This window comes from Polynucleobacter sp. UK-Kesae-W10, from assembly GCF_018881575.1.
In the GTDB taxonomy this organism is placed as follows: Bacteria; Pseudomonadota; Gammaproteobacteria; order Burkholderiales; family Burkholderiaceae; genus Polynucleobacter.
Window position 1 is genome coordinate 863,817 of the sequence record NZ_JACVQB010000001.1, and the last position, 17,923, is coordinate 881,739.

The 17,923-nt window shown below is 46.1% G+C and carries 23 protein-coding genes; 16 read left to right on the forward strand and 7 right to left on the reverse strand.

The genetic code is table 11. The features are described 5' to 3' along the window. Positions 1 to 37: 37 nt before the first annotated feature. On the reverse strand, positions 38 to 925 hold the full coding sequence (locus ICN24_RS04555) for a fumarylacetoacetate hydrolase family protein (RefSeq protein ID WP_216221655.1): 888 nt from the start codon (positions 923 to 925) through the stop codon (positions 38 to 40). Between the two features lie 111 nt (positions 926 to 1,036). Here ICN24_RS04555 and ICN24_RS04560 point away from each other — a divergent pair, with 111 nt between their 5' ends. Genes ICN24_RS04560 through ICN24_RS04570 form a run of 4 tightly spaced genes read left to right on the forward strand, consistent with a single transcriptional unit; the run spans position 1,037 to position 3,640 of the window. Then, complete coding sequence (locus tag ICN24_RS04560) at positions 1,037 to 2,023, forward strand: tripartite tricarboxylate transporter substrate binding protein (protein ID WP_216221657.1); 987 nt, start codon at positions 1,037 to 1,039, stop codon at positions 2,021 to 2,023. After that, on the forward strand, positions 2,023 to 2,817 hold the full coding sequence (locus tag ICN24_RS04565) for a class II aldolase/adducin family protein (protein WP_216221659.1): 795 nt from the start codon (positions 2,023 to 2,025) through the stop codon (positions 2,815 to 2,817). The genes ICN24_RS04560 and ICN24_RS04565 overlap by 1 nt, the downstream gene beginning before the upstream one ends. Before the next feature lie 6 nt (positions 2,818 to 2,823). Further along, on the forward strand, positions 2,824 to 2,946 hold the full coding sequence (locus tag ICN24_RS10335; RefSeq protein ID WP_255532563.1) for a hypothetical protein: 123 nt from the start codon (positions 2,824 to 2,826) through the stop codon (positions 2,944 to 2,946). Continuing rightward, on the forward strand, positions 2,927 to 3,640 hold the full coding sequence (locus ICN24_RS04570; protein WP_216221660.1) for a hypothetical protein: 714 nt from the start codon (positions 2,927 to 2,929) through the stop codon (positions 3,638 to 3,640). The genes ICN24_RS10335 and ICN24_RS04570 overlap by 20 nt, the downstream gene beginning before the upstream one ends. A gap of 11 nt (positions 3,641 to 3,651) precedes the next feature. Here the strand turns inward: ICN24_RS04570 and ICN24_RS04575 are convergent, their stop codons facing one another. The 4 genes from ICN24_RS04575 to ICN24_RS04590 all read right to left on the reverse strand — a co-directional run bounded on the left by ICN24_RS04575 (position 3,652) and on the right by ICN24_RS04590 (position 5,982). Continuing rightward, on the reverse strand, positions 3,652 to 4,083 hold the full coding sequence (locus ICN24_RS04575) for a DUF6152 family protein (protein ID WP_216221662.1): 432 nt from the start codon (positions 4,081 to 4,083) through the stop codon (positions 3,652 to 3,654). Between the two features lie 32 nt (positions 4,084 to 4,115). Further along, positions 4,116 to 4,892 carry a hypothetical protein gene (locus ICN24_RS04580; RefSeq protein WP_216221665.1) on the reverse strand — a complete coding sequence of 259 codons (777 nt, stop codon included), beginning with the start codon at positions 4,890 to 4,892 and terminating at the stop codon, positions 4,116 to 4,118. A 66-nt stretch (positions 4,893 to 4,958) separates the two neighbouring features. After that, entirely contained in the window at positions 4,959 to 5,465 is a 507-nt protein-coding gene (locus tag ICN24_RS04585; RefSeq protein ID WP_216221667.1) for a DUF6644 family protein, read from the reverse strand. 31 nt (positions 5,466 to 5,496) lie between these two features. Continuing rightward, entirely contained in the window at positions 5,497 to 5,982 is a 486-nt protein-coding gene (locus ICN24_RS04590) for a DUF6644 family protein (protein WP_216221669.1), read from the reverse strand. Between the two features lie 77 nt (positions 5,983 to 6,059). Here ICN24_RS04590 and ICN24_RS04595 point away from each other — a divergent pair, with 77 nt between their 5' ends. Continuing rightward, a complete protein-coding gene (locus tag ICN24_RS04595) occupies positions 6,060 to 7,052 on the forward strand; it encodes a tripartite tricarboxylate transporter substrate binding protein (RefSeq protein WP_216221671.1) in 993 nt (330 codons plus the stop codon). Positions 7,053 to 7,135: 83 nt separating this feature from the next. On the opposite strand, the gene ICN24_RS04600 is transcribed toward ICN24_RS04595, so the two are convergent. Beyond that, positions 7,136 to 8,134 (reverse strand): tripartite tricarboxylate transporter substrate binding protein, encoded by a 999-nt coding sequence (locus tag ICN24_RS04600; RefSeq protein ID WP_216221673.1) that lies wholly within the window; start codon positions 8,132 to 8,134, stop codon positions 7,136 to 7,138. A 107-nt stretch (positions 8,135 to 8,241) separates the two neighbouring features. On the opposite strand from ICN24_RS04600, the gene ICN24_RS04605 reads away from it, so the two are divergent. From ICN24_RS04605 to ICN24_RS04620, 4 genes are read left to right on the forward strand one after another with little or no spacing between them, the layout of a single operon-like run. Beyond that, positions 8,242 to 8,514: a SemiSWEET transporter gene (locus tag ICN24_RS04605; protein ID WP_216221675.1), complete on the forward strand. Its 273-nt coding sequence runs from the start codon at positions 8,242 to 8,244 to the stop codon at positions 8,512 to 8,514. Positions 8,515 to 8,555: 41 nt separating this feature from the next. Further along, entirely contained in the window at positions 8,556 to 9,248 is a 693-nt protein-coding gene (locus ICN24_RS04610; protein ID WP_216221677.1) for a fumarylacetoacetate hydrolase family protein, read from the forward strand. 32 nt (positions 9,249 to 9,280) lie between these two features. Then, the gene (locus tag ICN24_RS04615) at positions 9,281 to 10,324 is read left to right on the forward strand and encodes an alpha/beta fold hydrolase (RefSeq protein WP_216221679.1); all 1,044 of its coding nucleotides are present in this window, start codon (positions 9,281 to 9,283) and stop codon (positions 10,322 to 10,324) included. Between the two features lie 8 nt (positions 10,325 to 10,332). Then, complete coding sequence (locus ICN24_RS04620) at positions 10,333 to 11,412, forward strand: linear amide C-N hydrolase (protein WP_216221681.1); 1,080 nt, start codon at positions 10,333 to 10,335, stop codon at positions 11,410 to 11,412. Positions 11,413 to 11,418: 6 nt separating this feature from the next. On the opposite strand, the gene ICN24_RS04625 is transcribed toward ICN24_RS04620, so the two are convergent. Further along, entirely contained in the window at positions 11,419 to 12,210 is a 792-nt protein-coding gene (locus ICN24_RS04625) for an enoyl-CoA hydratase/isomerase family protein (protein ID WP_216221683.1), read from the reverse strand. A gap of 99 nt (positions 12,211 to 12,309) precedes the next feature. On the opposite strand from ICN24_RS04625, the gene ICN24_RS04630 reads away from it, so the two are divergent. From ICN24_RS04630 to ICN24_RS04660, 7 genes are all read left to right on the forward strand, one after another. After that, complete coding sequence (locus tag ICN24_RS04630; protein ID WP_216221686.1) at positions 12,310 to 12,468, forward strand: DUF5993 family protein; 159 nt, start codon at positions 12,310 to 12,312, stop codon at positions 12,466 to 12,468. Positions 12,469 to 12,474: 6 nt separating this feature from the next. After that, entirely contained in the window at positions 12,475 to 13,038 is a 564-nt protein-coding gene (locus ICN24_RS04635; RefSeq protein WP_216221688.1) for a disulfide bond formation protein B, read from the forward strand. Next, positions 13,039 to 14,076, forward strand: coding sequence for a Bug family tripartite tricarboxylate transporter substrate binding protein (locus ICN24_RS04640; protein WP_370623101.1), 1,038 nt, complete (start codon positions 13,039 to 13,041; stop codon positions 14,074 to 14,076). A 189-nt stretch (positions 14,077 to 14,265) separates the two neighbouring features. Then, on the forward strand, positions 14,266 to 15,846 hold the full coding sequence (locus ICN24_RS04645) for a COG3014 family protein (protein WP_255532564.1): 1,581 nt from the start codon (positions 14,266 to 14,268) through the stop codon (positions 15,844 to 15,846). Between the two features lie 34 nt (positions 15,847 to 15,880). Then, a complete protein-coding gene (locus ICN24_RS04650; protein WP_216221692.1) occupies positions 15,881 to 16,237 on the forward strand; it encodes a YcfL family protein in 357 nt (118 codons plus the stop codon). Between the two features lie 14 nt (positions 16,238 to 16,251). Continuing rightward, entirely contained in the window at positions 16,252 to 16,842 is a 591-nt protein-coding gene (lpoB, locus tag ICN24_RS04655) for a penicillin-binding protein activator LpoB (RefSeq protein ID WP_216221694.1), read from the forward strand. Positions 16,843 to 16,876: 34 nt separating this feature from the next. Further along, on the forward strand, positions 16,877 to 17,923 hold the full coding sequence (locus ICN24_RS04660) for a hypothetical protein (protein WP_216221696.1): 1,047 nt from the start codon (positions 16,877 to 16,879) through the stop codon (positions 17,921 to 17,923).

Sequence of the window (17,923 nt, forward strand, 5' to 3'; positions counted from 1 at the left end):
TTTGGGTGGCTTTTTTAATGGTGCGTATTACTGATATTTATTCGGCTATAAAGGTATTTTCTAGTTTACCGATACCACCCATCTCAACCACGACAACATCACCATTGACTAGGTACTTCGGTGGCTTAAATCCAATGCCAACACCTACTGGTGTACCTGTCGCAATCAAATCTCCGGGGTAAAGGGTAATGCCTGCAGAAACAGTAGCGATCATATTGGGAATATTAAAGATCAAATCTTTGGTATTAGAGTTTTGACGCAGTTCGCCATTTACCCAGCATTTCACGGAAATATCTTCTGCATTTACTTCGTCGGCAGTAACAACCCAAGGCCCCATGGGGCAAAAGGTATCAAAACTCTTTCCCAAGAACCATTGCTTATGTCTTTGTTGCCAATCACGCGCAGTGACATCGTTGATGGCGGTATAGCCCCATACATGCTTCATGGCATCTGCTTCACTAATGCCTTTGCCACCCTTGCCAATGACGATGGTTAACTCTGCCTCGTAGTCAATACAGGTAGATACAGCGGTAGGGATGATCACATTGGTGTTAGGGCCAGTCACGGACTCAGGTGGTTTAGTGAAGAAGATTGCGTGACTTGGAATGTCTTCGCCAGGTTTAGCGCTCCCATCAAATCCACTATTGGAAAATTCTTTGGCATGTTCGTGATAGTTCTTACCAACACAGAAAATATTTCTACGAGGTCTTGGCACTGGAGCCAGCAGGCGAGCATCACTGAACGCATGGGTAGCTACTGGCTTTGGTAATTTCCCAGCTAAGTCAGATTTGAGAATGGCAACAATACCTTCCTCACTGACATCTACACCCAAGTCGAGTTCCTGAATGGTTTTACCATCCGCCGATACGATCCCGACGCGAGTCTTCAAAGGTTCTTTAGCTAAAGAAAATGCTGCGTATTTCATGCTTGCTATCTCCGGTACGGGTTAAGACTGTGCTCACCCTTGTTTATTGTGATGATTCTTGTAGTAGGATAAAGAACATAAATAATAACTAAATTACCATTTAGAGACAAAATGAGACAAAAACACCTACTACGCTCTGTGCTGGGATTGATTGGAGCTTGTTTTATAGCGCTCCCTGTTTTTGCACAGACCCCAGAGCCTTGGCCAACGAAGTCCATAACAATGGTTGTCCCCTTTCCGCCAGGTGGGGTTGCTGATGCGGTTGGGCGCCCAGTAGCAGAGGCACTCTCGCGCATTTTGGGACAGCCAGTCATTGTGGAAAACAAGGCGGGGGCAGGCGGCGGTATTGGTATGGCTGCTGTAGCGAGAGCTAAACCGGATGGTTACACCATTCTGATGGCACTTTCCTCTATATCCATTATTCCCGAAGCGGATAAAGTGGTTGGTCGTGAACAATCATTTCAGTTAAGTCAATTAAAACCGATTGCGCGCTTTACAGCTGACCCCACAGTTTTGGTGGTGCGAGCAGATAGCCCTTGGAAAGACTACAAATCATTTGTCGCTGCAATGCGTGCTAATCCCGGTAAATATAACTTTGGCTCCTCTGGTAACTATGGAACGATGCATGTGCCTATGGAGATGTTGAAGTCCTCGGAAAAGTTTTATATGGTGCATATTCCTTACACAGGAGCGGGGCCTGCCATTGTTGGTCTTTTAGGTGGTCAGGTTGATGCAATTGCTACTGGACCATCATCCATCGTTCAGCAACTCAAGGCAGGAAAAGTGCGGGCATTGGCACACTGGGGAGATGGTCGATTGGCGAGCATGCCTGATGTTCCTAGTTTTAAGGAGATGGGTGTCAAGGTTGAGTTCTCGCAGTGGGCCGGCTTATTTGTACCAAGCGCTACTCCTGACTACATTACCAATCGTTTGCGTGAGGCTGCTAAACAGGCGGCAAGTGACGAGCGAGTTCGTTCGGTAATTAATGGAGCGGGCAGTCCGATTCAGTATATGGATGCACCTGAATTTAAAGTCTACTGGGATAAGGAATCTGCGCAGATGGGTGAGGTAGTTCGTAAGATTGGAAAGGTTGAGTAATGAAGCAATGCCTAATTTTTTTCACATTCTTTCTGAGTGCCCTGGCGAGCGCGGCTTCTGTGCAGGAACAGATGGCGCAAAATCCAGCAGTAAAAGCTGCGATTGAAGAGCTGGTCATTGCCAATCATATTTTGTATGATCAAAATGCAGTGGATGGTTACGGGCATATTAGTGTGCGCAACCCTTCTAATCCCAATACCTTTTTTCTAGCTCGTAGCATTGCTCCTTCAGTTGTCACTGTAGATGACATTATGGAGTTTGATATGGATGGCAAGGCCTTGCATGGAGATACCCGCGTTGCTTATGGCGAGCGCTATATTCATAGTGGCATCTTGAAAAATCGACCTGATCTCAATTCAGTGATCCATGGACATGCGCCACCCATATTGCCCTATGGCTTAACGGGCACGACATTAAAGCCGGTGTATCACATGAGCTCCTTCTTGGGTGAGGGTGCTCCGATATTTGAGATTCGTAATGTGGCTAAGCCTAATCCCGATACTGATATGTTTATCAGCAGCGTCGACTTAGGGAATGCTTTATCGCAAAGTCTGGGCCTGCAGTACTTCGTGCTTATGCGGGGACACGGTTATGCTGCGGGGGCTGACTCTATTCGTAAGGCAGTGTTTAGGGCTGTATATGCCATTCAAAATGCCAGTATTCAGGGTGAGGCTATGAAGATGGGGCAGGTGCAATATTTAACCCCCGGTGAGGCTGCGATTGCCCAAGAGACCATCGAAAAAACCATTGGCCGTCCTTGGCAGCTCTGGAGTGAGCGCGTCAAGAAACCTTAGCGATTAATGGGTAAACTCATGCATCATGACGATGCCAGTGACCCCATTCCAGAAAGCCTTACAGAGACTGTTCATTTGTCTCGCTTTAGTCTTGGCGCCGTCAATATCCATGGCTGTTTTGCAGGATGAGATTCAGGTTTATGACAATGAGATCAATGCAAAAGGCGAATCTAGTCTAGAGCTCCACGTCAACAGCACCCCTCGTGGCTTGCAGACGCCAACTTATCCTGGTGAAGTCATGAATAACAATGGCGTGCGCGTTACGCCAGAGCTTGCCTATGGCCTTGGTCACGATCTTGAGGCCGGTTTATACATCTCCTATGTCAACTATGACAACAAGTTCCAGTACGCCGCAACCAAGGTACGTATGAAGTGGCTGCCGATTCGAGAAGATAAGGGCGATGACTTTTTTGCTGGTGTGAATTTTGAAGCTGCAAATGTGCAGCCGCAATTTGAAGAATCACGGTACAACGGAGAGGCGCGCTTCATTATTGGAAAGCATTTTGACGAGTGGTTATTCTCGTTCAACCCGATTATTGACATGCCTCTATCACAGCCGTATGTCCATCAGTCCCCATACTTTTCTACGGCAACTCGCTTATCAAGAGAGATCATTCCTGATTTAGCGGTGGGAGTGGAGTATTACTCGAACTTGAGGCAGATTGGCCAGCCAGTCACTTATCAAAACACGCAACAACTCGGATTTTTGATGGTGTACTACGATGGGGAGCCCATCTCTTTTCAGGCTGGGGTAGGGAAGGGGTTCTCGAATAGTACTGATTCATTAACACTCAAAGCGATATTTTCAATCCCGCTTCCCTAAGCATTACTGGATTACTTTTGCTCGCGCTCTTCTAAGTTTGCACTCTCTTGGGCGCGAATATCAGCGGTATAAAACTTGCCAGTATCAGTGAGGGTGATTTTTTTCAGATAGCCACCTTTATTACCGTTGCGCAAAGGATAGAAATCAACCGAAACTTTATCGCCTGCCTTAATAGAGTTTCGTGTCCAACCCCCAGCGCGAGTGAGATTGCCTGGGCTAGAAACTTCCATAATCCACAGAGCTGGAGTATCGCCATCCTTAAGGGTGCCGGACACAAAAATACCTACGTGCGGGTTAGTCCATTGAACTTCCTTGACCGTGCCAGTAATGGTGACGACCTTATCTCGGTCAAACATCGTAGTGGCATGGTGAGCAAAAGCAATAGCTGCTGTAAATCCCATAATAAAAAATGCTGCCAAGCGAATGAGTTTTTTTAATTTCAAAATAATTGCTCCTTAAATAGTGTCATTACCAATTACTGTGGTGGAATTCGGTTGCCGCCTACGTCATATTGAACCGGCACAAAAATATCATTACCCCGTTGATCTTTACCGGGAGCAAAAGAGCCCTCTAGGCAGACGCCTTCCACAATATCGAACTTGCGAGCACGTTGGCGGAAGTAAATACGAGTAGTTTTCCAAGGTTTCGTTAGAACATTAGGCGCGATGATTTCAATATCGTCGTGCAGTTCATCTTTACCCACCAAATGGATGCGCTCGATGATGCGCATATCGCCATTATTCGGCACGCCTGCCGCTTCGCTAATCGCGATGTAAGCCTGCGGTACTACGCCCACTGTATCAACCACCAATGTATCGCCTTCCCATTTACCAATGGAGTGGCCATGGAAGGTAGGATCTGGATCGTCTGGATGAGCGCGTCCATCGGTATAGATGCGACGTAAGCGATTGCCATCAGACTCCCCCAGTAAGGTGACTCTGCCTGGTGTAAATAGGATTTCCATCGCATTATGCGTAACCAACATCCATGCTGGCATTGCTTCTGGTAGGCAATTGACAAACAGTGGGGGCGGTCTTCCTGCTTTTTCCTCGGCCAGCTGGAATTGAATTAATTCATTGGCGGCAGGGGTCCACGGCGGCATATTGGTTTTAGCTTGTTTATCTTGATCGCTAATCTTTGGATTCCAAACACCGCTCCAATCGGGTAGCTTTCCTAAATTAGTCCAGTCCTTAGCAGTCGGGGGAGGGTTGATAACGGGCTTGGTCGATTGCGCAAGTGTATTTTGCAGCAAGCCAATTCCGAGCCCAGTTGCCATTAGTAGGCAGATGATTTTCCTATTCATTGTCCCCTCTATGTTTTATGAAATTGCTAATACTGGTTCAAGCGTAAAACCAATCCAACGACCGCAAAAAATAATCCCAATCCATAACACCAGGGAGAGGGCTCCAGCTAAGCGTGCTGGTAGTGGCAGTTGCTGGTAGTGATTCCATTGATCCAAATTTTTACCAATAATGAATTGGAAGCACATCATATTGACGCCTGCCAGGCCAAGCAAAATCATTTTTGAGATGAAATAAAAATTCTGGCTATAACTTAAGGCATTAGAGGTAAATAAGATGGCGCCAGTAACAGCTGCCACCAAAAATGCCATCCAGGTAATTGGTAAAAGTTCTTTGCTGATATTGCTAATGGGGCGGTTGATGGCGCGGATACCAATCAAGCGTAGGTCAACCAAGGCAATTGAGCCAAGCACCAGAGTAACAGCGAGGACATGGATCGCCTCTACCCAAGGGAATAAGAGCTCATTTTCACGAATCGTCTGCGCGATTGGATTGCTGTAAATCAAAATAAGGATGTCGTTCATCGTTTTCTTTTTATCTGTTGAGATTTGACATTTAGGCGTAAGCGATCCAGCGACCCGCAGCAACAATACCCATCCACGCTACAAGCGAGAGCATTGCAAGTATGTGGGTTGACTTACCAAGATGCGTAAAAGAGTTGGCCGCCTGACATTTTCTTTGCAGGATGACGGTGATCAGAATGACCGCGATCAGCAAGACCATTTTGATCTGAAATGCAGGATTTGTTAGTGAACGTGCAGGTTCACCCACAATCATGATGCATCCCGTAATAAGGAGTATCGGAAGCGCTAGCCAAACAATATGAGAGTAGCGTTTGCTGACCGTAGCGACAGATTCGTCTTTGCCATGAATACCCAGAATTCTGAAATCAATTAAGAGCGTACTAATGAGTACCGCTGCAATAGCTAGAATATGAACCGATTGCATCGTGGGCACGATCCAGAATTGATCTTGTATGGTTGCATTTAGAGCGGTGTGCTCTAGGTAGTTGCAAAAAGCCAGTAATCCCGTTGTCGCCATAGTTTTTAATAATTATTTAATATTTATCAGATCAGTTTATATTATGCAAATAACTAAAAACTTGACTGGAGACAACAATGACTGGAATTCAGATTCCACTGTGTAAGGCCCTGGGTATTTTTGCTGCAGTCGCAGCATTTTTATCTTGCCCCACGGTGGCTAACGCTGCTGACGTATTCCCATCCAAGCCGATCCGCATTATTGTTACTGCGGCACCTGGAGGAACGACGGATATTGCTTCTCGAGCACTTTCCGATGTATTGGGTAAAGAGCTCAAGCAAACCGTCATTGTGGAGAACCGGGCTGGCGGTGCGGGAATTATTGGTATTCAAGCATTGCTTGCAGCGCCACCGGATGGCTACACCATTGCGATGGGCAATATTGGCCCTAACGCTATTAATTACAGTCTCTACAAAAATCTGCCTTATAAGATGGAAGATATGGAGCCAATCACCATTGTGATTGCGAACCCCAATGTCTTGGTTGTGAATCCTGAGGTGCCCGCCAAGACTGTTGCCGAGTTGGTAGCTTTAGCCAAAGCCAATCCTGGAAAGTATTCTTTTGCATCTTCTGGTCGCGGTCAATCAATTCATATGTCGGGTGAGCTATTTAAGACGCAAGCTGGCATCGATATTATTCACGTGCCTTACAAGGGTGCGGGCCCAGCATTGGCTGATCTCTTAGCTGGGCAAACTAGCATGATGGTTGATAACTTACCCAGCTCAATGCAATACATCAAATCTGGAAAATTACGTGCTTTGGCCGTGACTAGCAAGAACCGTGTTGCTGAATTGCCTGATGTGCCTACCATGATTCAGTCGGGTTACACGAACTTTGAGGTCACTGCATGGTTTGGTTTGTTTGCGCCAGCAGGAACACCAAAGCCAGTGATTGATAAGCTCTATGTCGCCGTGAAAAAGGCTTTAGAAACTCCGGAGATCAAGCAACGCTGGAAAGATCTTGGCGGTTGGGCAGTAGGGGATACGCCAGCGAATACCAAAATCTTTATCGCTGCAGAAAAGAAAAAATGGGAGCAAGTAGCTCAGCAAGCCAAAATTGAAGCCGAGTAATGCTGCAATATTGCCAGTGCGGGAAATGCAGAAATAATTTCCTGGGAGTGATGCGCATGAATCAAGCGCATCACTAGCTTGATTTAATCCGCCTTAATATTGGCGTCTTTAATAACCTTGCTCCACATGCTCAGTTCGCGAGAAATTCGCTTACTAGAATCGGCAGGAGATAGGTAGTTCACATACACCCCGGCTGCCAGCATGCGTTCTTGAACATCGGGGCGCTGCAAAATCATTTTGATGTCATTACTCAATTTATCAATGATGGGTTTTGGCGTGCCGGCCGGAGCTTCGATACCAAACATACTCACTACATCAAAGTTCGGCAAGCCCGTTGCCTCAGTGACCGTAGGCACATCTGGTAGTTGGCTAATCCGCTTGGCGGTCGTTACTGCAAGCGCTCTTAATTGGCCTGCCTGAATAAATTGCAATGCAGCGGGTACCGTCTCTGACATAGTGAGTACTTGACCACCCACTAAATCGGTCATTGCGGGGCCGCTACCTTTGTAGGGAACATGCAGCAAGTCCAGACCCAGTTGATAGCGGAACATTTCCATGGCTAGGCGCTGTGGTGCACCCGCCCCAGAGGAAGCAAAGGTCAGTTTTCCGGGGTTCGCTTTGGCGTAAGCAATGAACTCTTTCATATTCTTCACTGGCACAGAAGGATTAACAACAAAGACCAGTGGCACCACACCTACTACCGCTACAGGTGTGAAATCTTTTTCTAGGTTGTATTTGATGCGATCTTTGTCGAGGTTGGCGTTGATGGCATGTGACGTGAGTGCGCCCATAAGCAGGGTATATCCATCGGCTGGAGATTTGGCAACCATATCCGCGCCAATATTGCCGCTATCGCCAGCCCGATTATCAGGCACCATTTGTTGCCCTAAGGTTTTGGATAGCTCTTGCGCCATAATGCGCCCAATCACATCCGTTGCCCCGCCAGGAGGGTAGGGAATCACTAGGCGAATAGGCTTATCTGGATAGTTTTTGATTGCCGCTGTATTTTGGGCAACGGCAGGGGTGCTCAGGAAGGCGGCACAGAGCGCTACGCCAATCCAAGGGGTTAGTGACTGTCTCATTTTGTATTTTTTTATATTGGGTTGAACTGCAAGTTTCCATTATCTACAGAATTCAGATTCCTGTGCTGGGTCAATGCATTTGGGCTTACTGAACATACAATCTCAGTATGAGCTTAGAACCCCATCAGATTGAGATCATCGGATATTGCGCTGCATTTTTGACTACCGTCGCCTTTTTACCTCAGGCGATTCAGTCCTGGAAAACGCGTGACCTTACCGGGATCTCTCTGGGGATGTATTCCCTGTTTACGGTTGGGGTAGGGCTATGGCTGATTTATGGCCTCATTATCGAGAAATGGCCGTTGATTTTGGCGAACGCCCTGACGTTCGCTTTGGCTCTGAGCATCTTGATATTGAAATTGCGTCATACTGCTAAATAAATCTCAATCCAAATTAGATTGCATTCGTTGAAAGGTAAATCATGAGTTCTGCTTTCGTTATTGATCCTCCAGTACAAGTTTCTTTGCCAGTCACTGGTGATACGCGTCGCTTTGCAGTCAATCGTATTTATTGCGTTGGCCGAAATTATGCGGATCATGCTCGCGAAATGGGGCATGATCCTGATCGTGAGCCACCGTTCTTCTTTATGAAGCCCGCAAATTCGATTGTGACTGATGGTAAAGACATGGCTTACCCAAATTTATCGAATGATGTACATCACGAAATCGAAATGGTTGTCGCCATTGGTAAGGGTGGTGCGAATATCTCTGCAGATAAAGCTTTAGAGCATATTTATGGTTATGGTGTGGGTTTGGATATGACAAGACGCGACCTGCAAGGTGAGGCCAAAAAGATGGGTCGCCCTTGGGATACGGGTAAAGCCTTTGATCAATCTGCCCCTTGCGGTGAGATTACGCCCGTAAGTCAATGTGGCCATCCTCATCAAGGTGCTGTTACGCTCTTAGTGAATGGGGAAGTGCGTCAGTCTGGCGATCTCAATCAATTGATTTGGAACGTGCCAGATACGATTGCTTATCTGTCCACGCTATTTACTTTGGAGCCAGGCGATTTAATTTATTCAGGCACTCCAGCTGGTGTAGGGCCGGTTAAAAAGGGTGATGTGCTCGAGGGCAGTGTTGCTGGATTGAAGAATCTGAAAATTAACATTATTTAAGCTCATCGCACTATTTTCCAGGTAAATCAATAATGAGAGCTCTATTAGTTATTTCGATTTTTTCTGTATTGCTGACTGCTTGCGCGAGCAATGACATTAATGTATCTGGTTCCAATGGTGCTACAGCTCCAGCAAGTCTTTATGCCAATGCCGCTCCCTTGGATTTGCGCCTGAGTAGTTGGCCTTATCCCTATCCAGTAAAAGAATTCAAGACTAGTCTGCAAGGCCAGCAAGCCAGCATGGCCTATATGGATGTACCTGCTAGCGGTAAGCAAAAAGGGGTGGTCCTGCTATTTCATGGCAAGAATTTCTCGAGTGATTATTGGGCACCTACGATTGCTGGCTTGACTAAGGCGGGGTATCGCGTGATTGCCCCCGATCAAATTGGTTTTGGGAAGTCTTCCAAACCAAATGTGGCGTACCACTTTGATGACTTGGCCGCAAATACACAAGCTTTGCTCAAATCCTTGGGTGTGCGAAAGGTTGCAGTGATCGCCAATTCGATGGGTGGAATGGTAGGCATTCGTTTTGCGCGACTCTATCCACAGACAGTTCAAAAATTGGTGCTGGAAAATCCTTTAGGGCTTGAAGATTACAGCAAGGATATTGCTCCACAGCAAAATGATCAGTTGCTCAAGTTAGAGATGGCGCAAACCGAGGCAAGCTATCGTCGCTTCTTGCAGAGCTATTTTCCGAACTGGCAGCCAGCCTATGAGCAGTTTGTAGAGATCTATGTTCGAGTGCAAAAGGGTCCGGACTATCCTGCCTATGCAATGACTTCAGTATTAACTTATCAAATGATTGCAGAACGACCTGTGGTTAATGATCTGCCACAGCTCAACATGCCTGTGTTGTTGGTGATTGGTCAAAAGGATCGCACAGTATTTGGTCGACGTTTTGCGCCACCTGAAGCGGTGAAGTCTTTGGGGAACTTCCCTGAATTGGGTAAGAAAGCGCAGGCCGCCATTCCCAATGCGAAGCTAGTGCCAATTGATAACGTGGGACATGTGCCACACGTTGAGGTGCCCGATGTTTTTGTGACTACAGTAGTGCAGTTCTTAAATCAGTCAAATTAGGAGCCATCATGCCTGTTTACTTAAAGAAAATTTTAGTTTGTATATTTGGACTCTTATTTATTAGTCAGACAGCTCTTGCTTGTACTAGTTTCCAGTTGGTGGCTTCGGATGGATCGCGCGTATATGCGCGGACCATGGAATTTCAGTTTGAACTTTACTCAGACCTTGTCATCATTCCGCAGAATTCTCCATTTGTAGCTACTGGTCCTCATTACCAAAAAGGGGCAACATGGAATAGTAGGTATGGCGTTGTAGGCATGAATGGCTTTGGTAAGCCATTAATTATTGATGGCCTCAATGAAAAGGGCATGGCTGGCGGTATTTTGTATTTTCCGGGGCATGCCGGCTATACCAATCCTGAAAATGTCGATCCTAAAAAAGCCTTGGCTCCATGGGAATTTATGACCTGGGCATTGCAGAATTTCGCTACAGTAGGAGAAATTAAGTCGGCCCTAAATGATGTAGTCATTATCAATATTGAGCAAGCAGACTTAAAAGTAGTTCCTCCTTTGCACTATGTTTTCCACGATGCTGCTGGAGGTGTTCTGGTAGTGGAGCCTATCGGCGGAAAATTAATCGCAACAGATAATCCGTATGGTGTAATGACAAATTCTCCCCCATTTGATTGGCATATAAACAATCTAGGGAATTACGTTAAGCTGAACCCAATGGAGCCAAATCCATTGAAGGTTTATGGTCAAACCGTGAATCCAATTTCTACAGGTGCAGGATTCTTAGGTATGCCTGGAGACAGTACTTCACCGTCTCGGTTTGTGCGCGCCTTAACGTATTCTGCAACAATCACTCCCGCAAAAGGTGCAAACGAAAATGTTCAGATGGCCGAGCATATTCTGCATAACTTTGATATCCCAAAGGGCTCTATTCGTACTACCTTAGATAAGAATGTATTTATGGAATTTACGCAATGGAGCGTCATTTCTGATTTAAATAATCGACGTTTTTACTTCTCTACCTATACTTATCCCAGTTTAAGGATGTTAGATCTCAAGGAGATTGATTTTTCTAAGCCAGGCTTAGTCACAATCCCAATCAATCAAATGCAAAAGGCCTCAAAACTCATTTATTAAAAAGAGTTATTTTCCTCTCCATTTGGGTGGGCGACCATCCAAAAAGGCGTTTACACCTTCTTTAAAGTCTGCACTGTTATAGGTCTCGCGCATCAGGTCGCTGCAATCAGGCAAGTTTTGCTTCAACAATCTTGCTAAGGTAATCTTGCTAGCTTTTTGAGTGATGGGGGCCAAGACGGCCATTTTGTGTGCGAGCTCATCAGCGTATTGCGTAATCTCACCAGCTGGCGCAGTCTGGTAAAGAAATCCAGAAGCCAAGAGCTCAGGCGCTTTAACAAGCTCGCTTGTAAGCAGCATTTTCTTAACCATTGGTATTCCAAGGTGCGCACTGATCCAGGCAAGATTGCTTGGGGATAAGCAGTTGCCAAGGGTGCGGGCTACTGGAATACCAAATCGCGCCTCTGGTGTCGAGATCCTAAAATCACACGCAGTTGCAATCAAGAGTCCACTACCAACGGCGAGACCTTCAATTAAGGCAATGGTAGGTATCGGCAACTCTTGTAATGATTCAAAGATGTGATCAACAGCTACTTCGTACTCCTCATCTTTTTGAAGATCTGCAAATTGTTGAATGTCGCTACCAGATACAAACGCTTTATCGCCAGCACCTCTAAAAATCGCTACTCGTATTTCTGGGTTGATGGCAATGGCGTCGCAAATCTTTTTGAGCTCTTCATACATGGGCCAAGTCATTGCATTGCGCGCAGCAGGATGATTGAAGGTGATGCGGGCAATGGGGCCGTCAATGGTAAGTTCTAGGCAGGGCTGGGTCGCGGAGGTAAGGGGCTGTTTCGTCATGAGCCCATTCTATACAAAACAGCGGGCTCATATGACCATTAAATAGTGCGTATTTTAGGGTTTTTCAGAGACCCAGAGGTCCTGCGCTAGAATGCCGTTATGTATATGTTCCTACCTTTTCTGAGCGCCTTTATCGGACTGATCCTAGTCTGGTTTGAGAAGCGTATTGCGGGCCTGACGGTGTTGGCAATTACTGTTGCCATTCTGATGGTTTGGTTTCGCTTTCATGCAACCAATCATCTCAACATCAGTTTGTAAGACATCGTGAGAAAAAATTCCTTTCCTTCCTTGGCTGAGCTTGGTAACCAATTGGCCTTATTGGCTGTGATTGGTACTTTGTCATACGCATTTGTCGATCAGTTTTATTACGGCGAATTACCATGCCCATTGTGTTTAATGCAGCGGGTTGGTTTTGTCATCATCGGTTTTGCTTTAGTGCTCAACATTCGTTGCGGTGCTCACTCAGCACACTACGGCTGGGGAATTATTGGTGGTTTAGTTGGCATGACGGTGTCATTGCGTCAAGTGCTGCTGCACATTTTGCCGGGCGATAAGGGATTTGGTGCCACCTTCTTGGAGCTGCACTTCTATACTTGGGCTTTTGTAGGTTATATGGGCCTATTGGCGGGCTTGGCGATTTTATTAATGCTGCCTAATAGAGAGGTGCGCTCACGTACGTGGTTCGCGAACTCGCTCATTGTGATTTTTATTCTGATCGTTTTTGTCAATCTCGTCTCTACGCTATTAGAGTGTGGTCTTGGCCCCTGTGCTGATGACCCGGTGAGATACGATGGTTGGCTTTGGTTGCGTTCACGATTTGGTTTTTAAGTGGCTTTACCCAAGGTGGGTTTGGGTCTGCATGTGATGCCATTGTTCAAAGCACTTAAAAATCTATTCCCTGCTTTTCTATTTGTCGCCTCCATTGTGCAGGCGCAGCCAAATACCTCACCTCAATCGAATCCTGCTTGGCCTAAGCAACCTATCCGCATTATTGTGAGCTTTACCCCAGGTGGCGCTCCCGACATCTTGGCGCGTGTTTTAGCGGAGAGTTGGCAGCGCAATTTAGGCGTACCCGTTGTCGTTGAAAATCGCCCTGGCTTTGGTGGCAATATTGGAGCTGATGTGGTTGCCAAGAGTGAGCCTGATGGCTACACCTTATTAATTGGTACAGTGGGTATTCATGCGATTAATGGTGCTCTCTACGACAAAATGTCCTTTGATCCTATTAAGGATTTCACGCCCATTAGTTTTTTAGCGAGCACACCCAATGTCTTGATTGTGAACAAGCGCTTGGGTGTCAGTAACGTGCATGAGCTCATTGAGTTAGCTAAAAATAAACCCAATCAACTCACGTTTGGGTCTTCCGGTATTGGTACTTCCTTGCACATGTCTGGTGAACTGTTTAAGGAAATGGCGGGAGTGCAGATTCGTCATATTCCCTATAAAGGTAGAGCGCAATCTTTGCCCGATTTGGTGAGTGGTCGCATTTCCATGCTCTTTGACAACCTCTCCTCATCCCTACCCTTAATTAAGGCTGGAGAGGTTCAGGCCTTAGCAGTAACCACTCTGAAGCGCTCTCCTGCAGCACCAGAAATTCCTACTATGGCCGAGCAGGGGCTTACCGGGTTTGAGGCAGTAAGCTGGTTTTCTTTAATGGCGCCCGCGAATCTACCCCCCAGCATTCAAAAACGCCTGAATCAAATGACGCAACGAACACTCAATAGCCCAGAGATTAAAAATCGCCTCTTGGCTAGCGGTCTTGAGCCCGCCCCCTCTAGCCCCAAAGACCTGGCAAAGCTGATTCATCAGGAGTCAGTGAAGTGGAGTAGGGTAGTTCAGCAGTCGGGCGCAAAATTAGACCAATAATCTAGCGGAAAGCCCTGATTTTTCTGTCAGCTTTTAGTGTCTTTGAGCGTTAAATACAGTATGAGTAGCGCCTATTTTCTTGATTGAACCCATTTGCTTAAATTTTCAGCATTAAACCTTTCTAAATTCAGCTTAATTCTGGCTGTCATCTTCTTGGTTGGCTGTGCGACGCAGACTCAGCAACTCAAGATGAATGACTCTAAGGAGCAATTTAAAAATGGTGATTTACAAAATACGACTGCAGCTATTCAAGATGCCTTTAAGGATAAAAATACGCTCTATTACTTAGAGCTTGGCGAAGTACAGCGCTTGCAGGGCCCCAAGCAAATTCCGAATAGCACGCAAAATCTTCTGCTTGCCGATGAGCAAGTAGAGCGCTGGGGAATGCAAACCAGTGAAAAACTCCAGCGTTCATTTTCAGATGCCAGTGCTTATGCCCTATCAGAAGGGTTTAGTAGCAACTATGATCCTAAACCTTACGAGATTACCCTCTTAAGTCAAACGTTGGCACTTAACCATCTTGCGCAAGGCAATTGGAATGATGCGATGGTGGAGGCCAAAAAAATGGCTCAACGCGAAAAGATTATTGAGCAGCTGATTCAGACTCGCGTCGCAGCGGTTTCTAAAACCGAGCAAGAACAGCAATCAAATCCGAATACACAAGGATCAACCAGTCGTATTGAGGATATCAATGGATATCCTGTGAATTTACTAGACGACGAGGATACGCGGAGTCTTAAAAACTCCTATCAAAATCCAGCAGCCTATTACTTATCGGGTTTTATTCATGAATCTCAGGGTGAAACCAGCTTGGCGGCCCCAGGCTATCGTTTGGCTATTGAGCTGCGTCCATCGGTCAGCTTTTTCAAAACCAGTATTGCCAAGCTGGAGACCAATGTTGCCAACCGAGGCAAGAAGAGTTTTGCGGACACCTTAATCATTGTTGATACCGGCTATATGCCAAAAATCACGCCTTACCGAATTAGCCAGTCCTTCAATCTTGGAGGCAATTCAAAACTGATTACGCTCACTTTCCCTGTCATTGAAAAGTCTACTGAGCGTTATACGCCTACAGCTATTCAATTGGGAGATCGCACGGCTAATCTTGAGTTGGTTGCCAATATTGATGCCATGGCCAGAAAGAATTTAAAAGATGAGATGCCAAGCTACGTATTGCGGGCCTCTTCGCGCGCCATGGTTTCTTTGGCTGCACAGTTTGCAGCAGATCGAGCGGCACAACAAGCGGCCAACAGAAATAATAAGAACAACCAAAATAATGGCAATGCTGCCATTATTGGGGCGATTGCTTCTATGATTACAGGCTACAGTTTGCAAGCGATTAATGTCACCGATGTGCGGCACTGGTCAACCTTGCCTGCACAGACCTATATGGCTAGAATGGGTTTACCAATTGGTCCAACGACCCTCAAATACACCTTGCCCTCTGGGCTGACCCAAAGCCAAACGGTGAACCTCGTTGGTGGGTACAACTTGGTTTATATCCGCATGTTCCGTAACAAAGCGAGCGTATTGGTTTCGAATGATCCGAATGCATTGCCATCCAAACCGGTTGCGGAAGCGAGCGTTTCAGTACCAAGCACAACTAAAGAGCCCGCTGCTAGCCCGAAGCTAACCAGTGGGAATCCTGAGCCAGTTATCGCCAGTCCCATTTCAGAGCCCACACCCAAGCCAGCTAGCAGTAATATGGAAGGGTCAAAGCCCTATGAAGCACCCTCGCTGTTTGATAGCATTCAGCAGTTATTTAATTAAGCGGTATTGAGAAAGCAACAAAGAAAGACCTTATATGAAACGATATCTTGCGATTCTTCTGGCGGCGATAGTACTGGCGGCTTGTAGCTCGACACCCTCTATGAAAGACATGACCGTGCGGATGGGTGATACAGATAGCATTCAGATTACGGATATGCGTAGCTTGATGCGTAATGGCGTATTAACAGCGCAAGTCACGATTCAAAATGACAGCAAATCTAATTTAGTGGCCTATCGCTTTAAATGGATTGGCAAGAACGGAATGGCTGTTACCGATGAAGAGGCATGGAAGCCCGTGACCATTGGCAAAGGGCAGTCGACCGTTATCATGGGTATTGCACCGACGCCGGATGCCACCGATTTTCGTTTTGAGTTAAACCAATACAAATAATTTAAAGACCAATCATGAAACTACACGCTAAAACTATTCAATTGAGTGCTTTGATGCTATCTGCTGCTTTATTAGCGGCTTGTTCTGGCCCGCAGGTGCGTTATGGCGATGCCAAAGAAGTGGAAACAGTGAATGCCAATTATGGCTCAACAGATTTACAGATGATTGCTGAGTCCATGACTAGGTCATTGTTGCAATCGAAAGCCATCTCAGGCAGCAAAGATGCTCCGATCGTGACCTTAGCTGACGTGAAAAATAAGACTTCAGAATACATTGATACCCGCGTGATTACCGATAAGATTCGCACCCAGCTCGTTAAGAGTGGCCAAGTACGTTTTGCGGTCAGCGTTTCTGAAATGCAAAATCAAACGGATGAATTAAAACGTCAAAACCAGTCTGGGCTCTATAAGAACAGTACTATCGCTAAAACTGGCAATATGCAGGGCGCCCAATACCGTATTGAAGGCTCGATTGCCTCCATCGTGAAGACCAATAAAGACGTGAAAGATGTGTATTACGTATTTAATTTGAATCTGATCAATAACGAGTCTGGTTTATTAGAGTGGGCTGACGAAAAAGAGATTCGTAAGACTGCTACCCGCTAATTGCGGTTCCACTGAAAGAATGAGAGTGTTCTCTATGCGTTTGAATAAGTTTGCTATTCTGAGTTGCGCTAGCGCAAGTTTGATCTTGCTCTCTGGCTGCGCCTCTAAAACCCCTTTAGTAAAGCCGGAATCTGAAATTGTGGGGCAGGTACCTGCTGATCCACCCAAGAATCCGGTGCTCACCGCAGAAACACTCAAAGCGGAATCGAAGTCGATTGCAGTGACGGATATTTACTTCAAAAAAGAAGGTAAGAATCTCACCTATATTGAAGAGACGAGAGTTACATCAGATAACAATACAAGATCTACCATCACACCCAAAACCATTGAGGTCGACGCAGATAAAGCCAATGCCTCAGCATTGACTGGCGGCCCGAATTCTTCGGCGTTTCCAGTGAAGTTTACCAATTTGGCGGATCCAAAGTCCACTGCACCCCTTGTTGAGTCTGCGCCAATACCAGACGCTTCCGGTAATAGCTCTCAAAATTCGCAAAACACCCAAACACAGAAGAAGTCGGGCTACCAATCTAATGTGGAATATGGAGAGTTGCGTTACTTAGCTAATCCGATTCGGGGATTATTAATTAAGTCTGGCTATAAAGTTGTGCAAGCCAAGCCTTCTCCGGCGATGCCAAATCAGGGGGATGAGTACTTTGATATCGTAAAACGCATTAAGGCAGGTGATTTTGGCGATGCCAATTACGTGCTCTATGGTGTCCTCGCAGAAATCTCAGTAACTGATAATGTGGATGACATTCCAGGTACCAAGTCTAGCTCTCAGCAAGTGGCTCTAGAGGTGACCGTAGACTTTAACGTTGTAGATACTCAAAACAACCAAATCGTAGCCTCTTTTGTCGCCTCAGGCGACGGCAAAGCAGTCCGAATCGATGGCAAAGACAATGGCTTTAAAGCGTCGATGGCAAAGTTAATGAAACTCGCTGCGAATGATTTGGCCGAAGATGTGCGCAAGAATCTCGCCTCACAAAATTTCATTACCAATAATCCAGGATCTGATGGTGAGCGCCGGAATCTCAAAAGGCGCCTTGATGATGATGCAACTACTTTGAAGGTATATAAGTAA

Coding starts and splice junctions, on each gene's coding strand:
- ICN24_RS04585 (WP_216221667.1), bottom strand. CDS start 5,465: ATGAACGACATCCTTATTTTGATTTACAGCAATCCAATCGCGCAGACG.
- ICN24_RS04555 (WP_216221655.1), bottom strand. CDS start 925: ATGAAATACGCAGCATTTTCTTTAGCTAAAGAACCTTTGAAGACTCGC.
- ICN24_RS04595 (WP_216221671.1), top strand. CDS start 6,060: ATGACTGGAATTCAGATTCCACTGTGTAAGGCCCTGGGTATTTTTGCT.
- ICN24_RS04615 (WP_216221679.1), top strand. CDS start 9,281: ATGAGAGCTCTATTAGTTATTTCGATTTTTTCTGTATTGCTGACTGCT.
- lpoB (WP_216221694.1), top strand. CDS start 16,252: ATGAAACTACACGCTAAAACTATTCAATTGAGTGCTTTGATGCTATCT.
- ICN24_RS04625 (WP_216221683.1), bottom strand. CDS start 12,210: ATGACGAAACAGCCCCTTACCTCCGCGACCCAGCCCTGCCTAGAACTT.
- ICN24_RS04600 (WP_216221673.1), bottom strand. CDS start 8,134: ATGAGACAGTCACTAACCCCTTGGATTGGCGTAGCGCTCTGTGCCGCC.
- ICN24_RS04610 (WP_216221677.1), top strand. CDS start 8,556: ATGAGTTCTGCTTTCGTTATTGATCCTCCAGTACAAGTTTCTTTGCCA.
- ICN24_RS04560 (WP_216221657.1), top strand. CDS start 1,037: ATGAGACAAAAACACCTACTACGCTCTGTGCTGGGATTGATTGGAGCT.
- ICN24_RS04650 (WP_216221692.1), top strand. CDS start 15,881: ATGAAACGATATCTTGCGATTCTTCTGGCGGCGATAGTACTGGCGGCT.
- ICN24_RS04660 (WP_216221696.1), top strand. CDS start 16,877: ATGCGTTTGAATAAGTTTGCTATTCTGAGTTGCGCTAGCGCAAGTTTG.
- ICN24_RS04605 (WP_216221675.1), top strand. CDS start 8,242: ATGAGCTTAGAACCCCATCAGATTGAGATCATCGGATATTGCGCTGCA.
- ICN24_RS04645 (WP_255532564.1), top strand. CDS start 14,266: ATGAATGACTCTAAGGAGCAATTTAAAAATGGTGATTTACAAAATACG.
- ICN24_RS04565 (WP_216221659.1), top strand. CDS start 2,023: ATGAAGCAATGCCTAATTTTTTTCACATTCTTTCTGAGTGCCCTGGCG.
- ICN24_RS04620 (WP_216221681.1), top strand. CDS start 10,333: ATGCCTGTTTACTTAAAGAAAATTTTAGTTTGTATATTTGGACTCTTA.
- ICN24_RS04590 (WP_216221669.1), bottom strand. CDS start 5,982: ATGGCGACAACGGGATTACTGGCTTTTTGCAACTACCTAGAGCACACC.
- ICN24_RS04630 (WP_216221686.1), top strand. CDS start 12,310: ATGTATATGTTCCTACCTTTTCTGAGCGCCTTTATCGGACTGATCCTA.
- ICN24_RS04570 (WP_216221660.1), top strand. CDS start 2,927: ATGGCTGTTTTGCAGGATGAGATTCAGGTTTATGACAATGAGATCAAT.
- ICN24_RS10335 (WP_255532563.1), top strand. CDS start 2,824: ATGGGTAAACTCATGCATCATGACGATGCCAGTGACCCCATTCCAGAA.